Annotated in this window: 11 protein-coding genes; 4 read left to right on the forward strand and 7 right to left on the reverse strand. The window is 70.0% G+C overall.

Annotated features, from left to right (window positions below; genetic code table 11):
• From G6026_RS07185 to G6026_RS07195, 3 genes are all read right to left on the reverse strand, one after another.
• On the reverse strand, window positions 1-750 hold a 750-nt coding region (locus G6026_RS07185; RefSeq protein ID WP_182612769.1), incomplete at its 3' end, for an alpha/beta fold hydrolase.
• Between the two features lie 65 nt (window positions 751-815).
• Window positions 816-1,664, reverse strand: coding sequence for an MBL fold metallo-hydrolase (locus G6026_RS07190; protein WP_107757838.1), 849 nt, complete (start codon window positions 1,662-1,664; stop codon window positions 816-818).
• Window positions 1,661-1,843 carry a tetratricopeptide repeat protein gene (locus tag G6026_RS07195; RefSeq protein WP_107757837.1) on the reverse strand — a complete coding sequence of 61 codons (183 nt, stop codon included), beginning with the start codon at window positions 1,841-1,843 and terminating at the stop codon, window positions 1,661-1,663. The genes G6026_RS07190 and G6026_RS07195 overlap by 4 nt, the downstream gene beginning before the upstream one ends.
• Window positions 1,844-1,930: 87 nt before the next feature.
• On the opposite strand from G6026_RS07195, the gene G6026_RS07200 reads away from it, so the two are divergent.
• On the forward strand, window positions 1,931-2,548 hold the full coding sequence (locus tag G6026_RS07200; RefSeq protein ID WP_241725849.1) for a GyrI-like domain-containing protein: 618 nt from the start codon (window positions 1,931-1,933) through the stop codon (window positions 2,546-2,548).
• A 66-nt stretch (window positions 2,549-2,614) separates the two neighbouring features.
• Here G6026_RS07200 and G6026_RS07205 read toward each other — a convergent pair whose 3' ends face one another.
• The gene (locus tag G6026_RS07205; protein WP_182612770.1) at window positions 2,615-4,048 is read right to left on the reverse strand and encodes a sugar porter family MFS transporter; all 1,434 of its coding nucleotides are present in this window, start codon (window positions 4,046-4,048) and stop codon (window positions 2,615-2,617) included.
• A gap of 176 nt (window positions 4,049-4,224) precedes the next feature.
• Here G6026_RS07205 and G6026_RS07210 point away from each other — a divergent pair, with 176 nt between their 5' ends.
• Window positions 4,225-4,599: an SgcJ/EcaC family oxidoreductase gene (locus tag G6026_RS07210; protein WP_107758298.1), complete on the forward strand. Its 375-nt coding sequence runs from the start codon at window positions 4,225-4,227 to the stop codon at window positions 4,597-4,599.
• A gap of 228 nt (window positions 4,600-4,827) precedes the next feature.
• Window positions 4,828-5,109 carry an Lrp/AsnC ligand binding domain-containing protein gene (locus tag G6026_RS07215; RefSeq protein WP_017835202.1) on the forward strand — a complete coding sequence of 94 codons (282 nt, stop codon included), beginning with the start codon at window positions 4,828-4,830 and terminating at the stop codon, window positions 5,107-5,109.
• 79 nt (window positions 5,110-5,188) lie between these two features.
• Here G6026_RS07215 and G6026_RS07220 read toward each other — a convergent pair whose 3' ends face one another.
• From G6026_RS07220 to G6026_RS07230, 3 genes are all read right to left on the reverse strand, one after another.
• Window positions 5,189-6,262, reverse strand: coding sequence for a 2-dehydropantoate 2-reductase (locus G6026_RS07220; RefSeq protein WP_107757835.1), 1,074 nt, complete (start codon window positions 6,260-6,262; stop codon window positions 5,189-5,191).
• Window positions 6,263-6,334: 72 nt separating this feature from the next.
• On the reverse strand, window positions 6,335-7,009 hold the full coding sequence (locus tag G6026_RS07225; protein WP_107757834.1) for an SDR family oxidoreductase: 675 nt from the start codon (window positions 7,007-7,009) through the stop codon (window positions 6,335-6,337).
• Window positions 7,010-7,074: 65 nt separating this feature from the next.
• A complete protein-coding gene (locus G6026_RS07230) occupies window positions 7,075-7,503 on the reverse strand; it encodes a MarR family transcriptional regulator (RefSeq protein ID WP_194861281.1) in 429 nt (142 codons plus the stop codon).
• A gap of 224 nt (window positions 7,504-7,727) precedes the next feature.
• Between G6026_RS07230 and G6026_RS07235 the strand changes: the two genes are divergently transcribed.
• The gene (locus tag G6026_RS07235) at window positions 7,728-8,540 is read left to right on the forward strand and encodes an alpha/beta hydrolase (protein WP_107757832.1); all 813 of its coding nucleotides are present in this window, start codon (window positions 7,728-7,730) and stop codon (window positions 8,538-8,540) included.
• Window positions 8,541-8,554: the final 14 nt, after the last annotated feature.

Consider the following 8,554-nt stretch of genomic DNA (forward strand, 5'->3'; position numbering starts at 1 on the left):
GAGCATGCACCCGTCGTCACGTCCGTGCAGGTAGAGCATCGGGACCGTGGTCGGGCGCAGCATCGCTCGCTGGGCGGCGGCCTGCTGGGTGGGCACCGTCCACGGACGGGCCGCGTGGCGGTAGTAGCGGAGGACCTCGGTGCGCCGGGTCTCGATCGCCGACCACGCCGCGTCGAGGTGGGGGCCGGCCTCGAGACCGGGCGACCACCGGCGCCACAGGAGGGGGACCACGGTGGGCAGTGACCGTTCCGCGAGCACCGGCAGCTGCTGGAACGCGATGTACCAGCTCATCCTCGCCTGCCTGAGCAACCTGGAGACGGAGGCGAGGGTGCCACCGTCCCGCGACATGAACGCGGCCGGCGGGGGTACGGCCATGGTCACGATGCGGCGGTAGGGCTGGTCCACGAGCCCGGCGACGGCGTGAGCGGCGAGCGCGCCCCAGTCGTGACCGACGAGGACCGCCCGGTCGTCACCACCGAGCAACGCGTGCAGCTCGATCGCGTCGTGCGCCAGACTGCCGATGTGGTAAGACCCGTCGGTGGGCACGCCGGAGGGCGCGTAACCCCTGGTGAACGGGGCGACCACCCGGTAGCCCGCCTCGACGAGACCCGGGGCCACCTCCCGCCACGAATGGGGCGAATCGGGGTACCCGTGCAGCAGCACCGCGAGGGGAGCGTTCTCGGGACCCCAGGACAGTGCGACAAAATCGACGTGGCGACCCGCGAGCCGGATGATTCTGTGCTCCTCCATGGGTGCCCACCTTATGACCCGCCGGGCCTCCCGACGCGGATCCCGGCGTATCCCGCACCGGCCCTTTACGTGAGGTGGTCGTGCTCGCCGTCGACCCACTCGGCGTAGCGCTCGGCCGAGCGCTGTACGGCGTCGTCGGCTTCGTGGGGGACGCAGCCGCCGAAGTTCGCGTAGATCCGGTCGAAGTCGTAGCGCGAGACGTGGTCGGCGATGCGCCGGACCACCGCCCCGGACAGGGGCATCCAATTGGGGAACGAGCGCATGAACGTGACCCAGCGGGGGTCGGCGACGGTGCCGATGGTGTCGCCGGTGAACAGCACCCCCCGGCCGTCGCGCGCCGTCCAGTGGACCACCGCGCTGCCCGGGAAGTGGCCGCCGGGTTGCGAGGCGCGGACACCGGGCAGGATCTCGATCTCGTCGCCCTCGTGGCCGCCGCCCCAGACCACGGTGTTCCGGGGCCGCAGACCCAGCCAGTGTTCGTCCGGGGCGGAGACGTAGACGGGGGCGTCGTCGAACGCCGCGGACCACAGGGACTGGACCCCGTACATGTGCGGGTGGGAGGCGATGATGGCGGAGACCCCACCCCACCCGCGTACCGCGGCGACAGCCTCCTCGGTGATGTGGTTCGGTGCCTCCACCATCACGTTCCCGTGGTCCGTGCGGATGAGCGCCGGCTTCTGCCCGATACCGGGACAGTCCCGGTGGACCAGATTGATCACATCCGGCTCGCGCTCGGTGAACTCGATCCGCGCGCCACGCGCCGTGGACTCCCCGGGGTGGGTCCAGCGTTGGCCGCCGGCCGGGACGTACTGCCGATCATCGGCACAGATCGGACACACCGCAGGCAGGGGTTCGGCGCGCTCGGCCCCGCAGGTGGCGCACTGGGTGACGGACCCCACCGCGAGGGGCGTCATGAGATGTCGCCCTCCGTGGCCACGGAATGCCATTCCTCGCCGACCAGCACCTCGAGGTCGCCGTTGACCGGACGGGCGTCGGGCTGGAGCGTCACGGCGTGCTCGAGCGCCTCCTGGGCGTTGTCGAACTCGCCCAGATCGAGGGTGCGGTCCGGAGTGCGGAGGCGGAATGTCGACATGCCTCCCAGTGTCCCCGCAGGGCCGCGACGGTGCATCCGGCGTGCCCCCGACGGAAACCCGTCCCTGGCTCCGGGGGCAGGAGCACAATGTGCAGCAACACCGACGCCAGAGGAGGACTCATGATGTCGTCGTCCCCGATCCCGCCTCGCGACCAGCCGCACGATCCGCCCCGCAGCTACCCCGACCTCGGTCCGGAACCCGTGGACGGCGTCCGCCTGATCAGCGCGCCCGCGGTCCCCACGGCGGTGGTCCGGGCGACGGCCGTGCCCATGGCCACCATCGCTCAGTTCTTCGACACGGCGTTCCCCGCGCTGTTCGCCGCGGACGTGAGGCCGGCTGGCGCGGCGTTCGCCCTGTACACGAGGATTGCCGAGGAGCCGGAACCCCACGCCGATCTGGAGGTCGGGTTCCCGCTGGCCGAACCGCTGCCCGAACAGCACGCCGGCGAGCCGGAGGAGGGTGCGATGCGCGTCGTGGCATCCGAACTCCCGGCCGGCGAGGTCGCCGCGACGAGTCACCTCGGCTCCTACGACGGGCTGGGTGAGGCGTGGCAGGAATTCATGGGTGAGATCGGCTCCCTGGGGCGGGCCCCGGCGACACCTTTCTGGGAGTCGTACGTCACCGAGCCCTCGCCGGACATCGATCCCGCGACTCTGCGCACCGACCTGTTCTGCCCGGTCCGGACGCCCGACGACGCGGCCTGACACCCCCGGTTGCCCGCCAGGACCGGGTCATCCGACCCGCCCGTTCGGAGGCGGGGACAGGCCCGGTTACTCCATGTCCTCGAGCGAGCGGCCGGTGGTCTCGGGGATGAACCTGGCCACGAACAGCAACGACAGCAGCGCAGACACCGCGTAGAAGCCGTAGGTGAACGTGAGGCTGAACTCGGCCATCGGCGGGAACGCCGTGGAGACCGCGAAGTTCGCCAACCATTGGGCGGCGGCGGCCAGACCGAGCGCCGCCGTGCGGATGCGGTTGTTGAACATCTCGCCGAGCAGCACCCACACCGCCGGGCCCCACGACATACCGAAGAACACGACGAAGCCGTTGGCGGCGATCAGCGCGACGAGCCCCTGGGTGTCGCCGAGTTGGGGTGCGAGTTCGCCGTCGGCCCCCGGGCCCATCGTGGCGGTGCTGAACATCGCGGCCATCACCGCGAGCGAGACGGTCATGCCCACCGATCCCGTCATGAGCAGCTTGCGACGGCCGATCTTGTCGATCAGCGCGATGGCCACGATCGTCACCACGATGTTGGTGACCGAGGTGATCACGGTCTGGGTGAGCGCGTCCGCCTCGGTGAAGCCGACCGACTGCCACAGAGAGGTGGAGTAGTAGAAGATCACGTTGATGCCGACGGCCTGCTGGAAGACCGACAGGATGACGCCGATCCACACGATCGGCAGGAGGTTCCGGCCACCCGGGGTGAGCATGTCCTGCCAGGACCGCTTCCTCTCCTGGCGAACCGTTGCGCGGATCTCTGTGATCCGGTTGTCGACGCCGCTCGACTGGATGGTGCGCAGCACGTCTCTCGCCTCGCTGACCAGCCCCTTGGCCAGCAGATAGCGGGGGGACTCGGGGATCATGAGTGCCAGCACCCCGTAGGTGACGGCGGGCACCAGCTCGGTGAGGAACATCCAGCGCCAGGCCTGGATACCCATCCAGAGCTCCTCGATCGCGCCGCCGGCCACGGACGCCAGCCAGGCGTCGGAGAGCAGGGCCACGAAGATGCCGGAGACGATCGCGAGCTGTTGGAGGGAACCGAGGCGACCGCGGATCGAGGGCGGGGCCACCTCCGCGATGTAGGCCGGAGCGATGACCGAGGCGGCGCCGACGCCCAGCCCGCCGACCACGCGCCAGATGATGAGATCCCACGGGCCGAATGCGAGCCCGGACCCGAGTGCGCTCGCGGTGAACAACGCCGACGCCAGGACCATGACGCGGGTACGTCCCCAGCGGTCGGCGAGGCGGCCCGCGAGGTACGCACCGGCGATGCATCCGAGCAGCGCCGAGGAGACCACGAACCCGGTGAGCCCGGCATTCATCCCGAACGACTCCTGGACGGCGTCCACCGCCCCGTTGATGACCGCGGTGTCGAATCCGAACAGGAACCCGCCGAGCGCTGCGACCAGGGAGATGATCACCACCCGCCCGGTGTGGAAGGACTCCTCGTCCGAGCTCTTGGCCGAGACGTTCGGTGTGGACATGGCGTACCCCGTTCCCGGGCCGGATGGACGTCCTGCTCTCTGGTGAACGGAGCGTAGGCCCGCGGTGGGTGTGGCGCAAGTCACATTATTTTCATTCGCTGCCCCGTACCGATCCTCGTGACGAGAACACGTTCTAGGCTCGAGTGGACCCGACGTCTCACCGAAAGGCCACCGCCGTGAGTGCTTCCCCTGAGCAGATTCGTGCCACCGCAGACTCCTACATCGCCGCGCTGGTCGCGGGCGACCTCGAGGCTGTTCTCGACCTCTACGCGGAGAACGCCACGGTCGAGGACCCGGTCGGCAACGGCACGGTGCACGAGGGCAAGGCGGCCATCCGCGAGTTCTACTCGTCCGTGGTGGCCCTGAAGATCGAGGGCGAGGTGCTCGAGGCGCGGGTGTGCGGGGACGACCTGCTGTTCAACTTCGAGATCACCACGCACTTCGACGAGAACTCCAGCGCCACGATCAACGTCTGGGACCTGATGACCCACGACGAGCAGGGCAAGGTCGCCTCGATGCGCGCCTACTGGACCCCGGAGAACATGCGCTGAGTCGAGGCGGGCTCGGGTCCGGGCCGGCCGGCTTGGACTGTGCGTCCCGGCAGCGCGGGCTGGCTGGCGCGCGTCGCCTGCTCGATCCGGCGAGTCCTGTGACGTATCGCCCGAGAGCGGGTCGCCGAGAACGCGACGGGGATTCACAGAACGCGCCCGATCAGCCCATGGCACAGGACGCGAGACGCTGGCCGCGGGGCGGCGTCAGCTGGACTAGCCTTGGTTGACATGATCACCGCCATCGTCTTCGTCCACGCCGAGACGGCGCGCATCCCCGAGGTCGCCGAAGAGATCGCCGAGATCGACGGCGTCTCCGAGGTGTACTCGGTCACGGGCACCATCGACCTCATCGTGCTGGTGCGGGCCCGCCGTAACGAGGACGTGGCCGACATCGTCTCCGACCGCCTCAACAAGGTCCCCGGTGTGGTGGACACCGAGACGCACATCGCCTTCCGCGCGCTGTCCAAGCACGACCTCGAGGCGGCATTCTCCCTGGGGTACGACGAGTAGCCCTCTGTCGTCCGACCGTCTGCCGTCTCGCCACCTGTCATCCGAATACATGCGGCGGTCGACAGGTGGGTCGGTTCGACTATCTGAACTGCATCCGCGCAAGCCGTCGTGCCCGTCGCCGCGCCCGCTGCAACTCCGCGAGCAGCGCCGCGCCCGTCCACCGGAGTCGGTCGGGTCCTGCCCGCTCGGCCTCGTGAACCAACTCGACCATGTGAGCGCACGCGGGCGTCGCGACCCCGAGCCGCCGGCCCATCCGGACGACCTCTCCCTGGAGGATGTCGATCTCGGTCGGCCGTCCGCGGACCAGGTCATCGTTCATCGACGACGTCCCGTCCGCATCGACCCGCATGATCGTCCTGGCGAGTGTGCGGAACACCGGCGTCGGCAGCCGCATGACGAACGGAAGCATGCCGGCCGGCACGGCGATGGGTACCCGGGGCACCACCCCGGCCGCGGTGAAGACCCGGATCGCCTCACGCTGGCAGAGCGCGACGCATCTGCGCAGGTCACGATCGACGAGTTCGTCCCGCAGAGGAAGTCCGGACAACGCCTGGACCGCGTTGTTGAGATTCAACAGGACCTTGCCGTGGAGCACCGCCTGGATGTCGTCGGTCGCCCGCACCTGGAGTTCGGCCTCCTCCATCACCCGGAGGAGCGGGGCGGCGAGGGGGTGTTCGGCGATCCGGATCTCACCGGTGCTGGTCCGCCGGTAGGTGGCGGGCCCGGTGCGGGCCACGTTGAAGGGGATGACCCCGGCGATCACGGGGTTCGAGCCGACGCCGTCGCGGATGGAATCGGCCGAGTGCAGGCCGTTCTGTAAGCCCACCACCAGGGTTCCGGGACGCAGGAACGGCACGAATTCGGCGGTGGCGGCCGCGGAGGAACCCGCCTTGGTGCACACGAGGACCACGTCAGAGCGGCGGACGGATTCCGGCGTCTCGGCGAGCGTGAGCGCCTCGGACGGCACGTGGATGCGGTCGTCCACGCCTTTCCCGGACTCCACGGTGAGTCCGCTCGCACGGATCGGGTCGAGGACATGAGGACGCCCGACCAGGGTCACGTCCGCGTGGCGCGCGAGTCTGCCGCCCAGGTAACACCCGACGACGCCGGCACCGACGACGGTGATGCGCAAGGGGGTGTCGGAGCCGACCATGGTGCTGGACGATACGACATTCGCGCCGGTCCGGCGAGGGATCGCACGTGGCCCCACCGGGTCGAGGGGATCTCAGTGACGTCGAGGTCGAACCACTATTTCGGTCGGGTGGGCGTCGGGTGTCGAATCGAGCGCGTGACGCACCGCGGTCGCCACGGAGTCCGGTGTGAGGTGGTCCGACGGATCGTACGCCCCGCCCTCGGCGGCGACGATCGCCCTCTGCATGTCCGTGTCCACCCGGCCGGGATGGATCGAGGTGACACGGAGGGCCGGCTCCTCGCCGCGGAGCGTGTCGGTGACGGCACGGAGTGCGAACTTCGAGGCGCTGTAGGAGCCCCAGCCCGGCTTGGCGGTGGTCCCCGCGCCGGAGTTGATGACGACGACGTGGCCGCGGACCGCGCGGAGGACTGGGAGCAACACCCTGGTGAGCTCGACCACGGCGAGGACGTTGATCTCGAACGCGCGACGCCACTGGGCGGCATCGGTCTCGTCGATCCGCCCCAGTTCGGCCACCCCGGCACAGTGGATCACCCCGTCGAGAGTGGCGACGCCGTCCGCCACCGCCGAGACGCCCTCGGGCGTCGTCAGGTCCGCGGTCACCACCCGGGCGGACCGGCAGGTGCGTGCCACGGAAGCCAGGGCGTCGGCGTCGCGGCCCACCAGGATCAGCTCGTGATCGGCGTCGAGCGCCCTGGCCGTGGCCGCGCCGATCCCACGGGAGGCGCCGGTGATCATGACTGTGCCCATGCCCGGTGAGGGTAGACGCCCGACCGGCCCGGTGGGAGATCCCGATGGAGTCGACGACGGGTGGTTCAGTGCACGGTTCCGGTGCTGTCGATGGCGTCGAGCAGCGCGTTGAGGGCGGGAACCGCCGCGGACAGCGACTCCCGGTGTTCCGAGGACAAGAGCGACAGGTGGGCGGCGAAGTCCTGGTCGCGCTCCTCGAGCACCTGGTCGATCCGTGCCCGTCCGAGGTCGGTGAGTTGCACGCAGACGCCACGGCCGTCGGACTCGTCCCGCACGCGCTCCACGTAGCCCATACCCTCCACCACGTTCACCGAATTACTGGTGGTGGGGACCCTGACGTTCTCCAACCGGGCGAGGTCGCTCATCCGCAACCGTCCGTGGCTGGCGAGCGTGTAGAGGATGGAGGTCTGTGCGCGGCTCAGCGCGTACTGGGTGTTCTGCCGCCGTACCAGCAGGTCCAGTCGGAGGAGGATGGGTCGGAACTGCGTCGCCAACCCTGCGGTCGCCGGCCCCCTCGCCGCCGCGGACGGCGTCTGCCCCCTCGCCGCCCCGGACCGCGCCGGCCCCCGCGGCGCCGGATGCCTCGCCGTCACTTCGCCTGCCACAGTGTCCACGTCGTGCCCCCTGACCAGTTGGTCCCCTCGGTCGCATGGGAGATGTAAGCACGATCCCGAGCGGTCGTGGGGCGTCATCTACCGCTGTGAGGGATACTGCCGGCATGGATTTGTATCACCAGGTGACCGGTTCCGGACCGACGATCATCCTCATGCACGGTGTCTGCCACCGTGCGCACGCGTGGGACCCGGTCGTTCCGCTGCTCGCGGACCGGTACCGAGTGGTCGTGGTGGACCTGCCCGGGCACGGGAGGTCAGCGGATCTGCCCGAGGCAGGTGACGCGCTCGAGTACATGATCGACCAACTGACAGAACTCATCGCCCAGCTCGTGCCCGCCGGGGAGCGCCCCCACGTCGCCGGGAACTCGCTCGGCGGATTCATCGCGCTCGAGTTGGGTGCCCGCGGCCTGGTGGACAGTGTCACCGCGCTCTCCCCGGCCGGCTTCTTCCGCTCCGAGGCCGAGTGGCGGTACACGATCACCGTCTTCCGGAGTCTGCGCCGGGGAGCCGCGAAGCTGGGACGGCACATCCCCGTCGTGACCGAGCGGGCCGCGGGCCGTGCGGTGATGATGGCGGCGTTCTGCGCCCGGCCGTGGCGGTATCCGGCGGAGGCGGCGGCGATCGACGGGGAGGCGATCGTCAGCAACACGGTGCTGGACCGCGCGGACCGCGGCACCTTCGTGTTCTCCGCGCCGGTCGACGAGGAGCTTCCGATCACCATCCGGTGGGGCCGGTTCGACCTGGTTCTCCCGGTCCGTCAGGTCTCCCTGGCGTCGAGGCTGTTCCCCCAGGCCAGAGTGGAGATCTCGGCGGACGGACACGTTCCGATGTCGGACGATCCGGAGGGCGTCGCCGCGTCGATCGCCGCGACGGTCGAGCGCGGGCTGGCGCATGCGGGGTCGGCGGGTCGGGTCTGACCGGTCGGCCCCCG

Origin of the sequence: Dietzia sp. DQ11-38-2 (assembly GCF_014145055.1) — a bacterium.
Taxonomy (GTDB): Bacteria; Actinomycetota; Actinomycetes; order Mycobacteriales; family Mycobacteriaceae; genus Dietzia.

Excerpts from the sequence above, each read along its gene's own strand:
- G6026_RS07190 (WP_107757838.1), bottom strand. The coding sequence starts at position 1,664 with ATGACGCCCCTCGCGGTGGGGTCCGTCACCCAGTGCGCCACCTGCGGG.
- G6026_RS07195 (WP_107757837.1), bottom strand. The coding sequence starts at position 1,843 with ATGTCGACATTCCGCCTCCGCACTCCGGACCGCACCCTCGATCTGGGC.
- G6026_RS07200 (WP_241725849.1), top strand. The coding sequence starts at position 1,931 with ATGTGCAGCAACACCGACGCCAGAGGAGGACTCATGATGTCGTCGTCC.
- G6026_RS07205 (WP_182612770.1), bottom strand. The coding sequence starts at position 4,048 with ATGTCCACACCGAACGTCTCGGCCAAGAGCTCGGACGAGGAGTCCTTC.
- G6026_RS07215 (WP_017835202.1), top strand. The coding sequence starts at position 4,828 with ATGATCACCGCCATCGTCTTCGTCCACGCCGAGACGGCGCGCATCCCC.
- G6026_RS07220 (WP_107757835.1), bottom strand. The coding sequence starts at position 6,262 with ATGGTCGGCTCCGACACCCCCTTGCGCATCACCGTCGTCGGTGCCGGC.
- G6026_RS07225 (WP_107757834.1), bottom strand. The coding sequence starts at position 7,009 with ATGGGCACAGTCATGATCACCGGCGCCTCCCGTGGGATCGGCGCGGCC.
- G6026_RS07235 (WP_107757832.1), top strand. The coding sequence starts at position 7,728 with ATGGATTTGTATCACCAGGTGACCGGTTCCGGACCGACGATCATCCTC.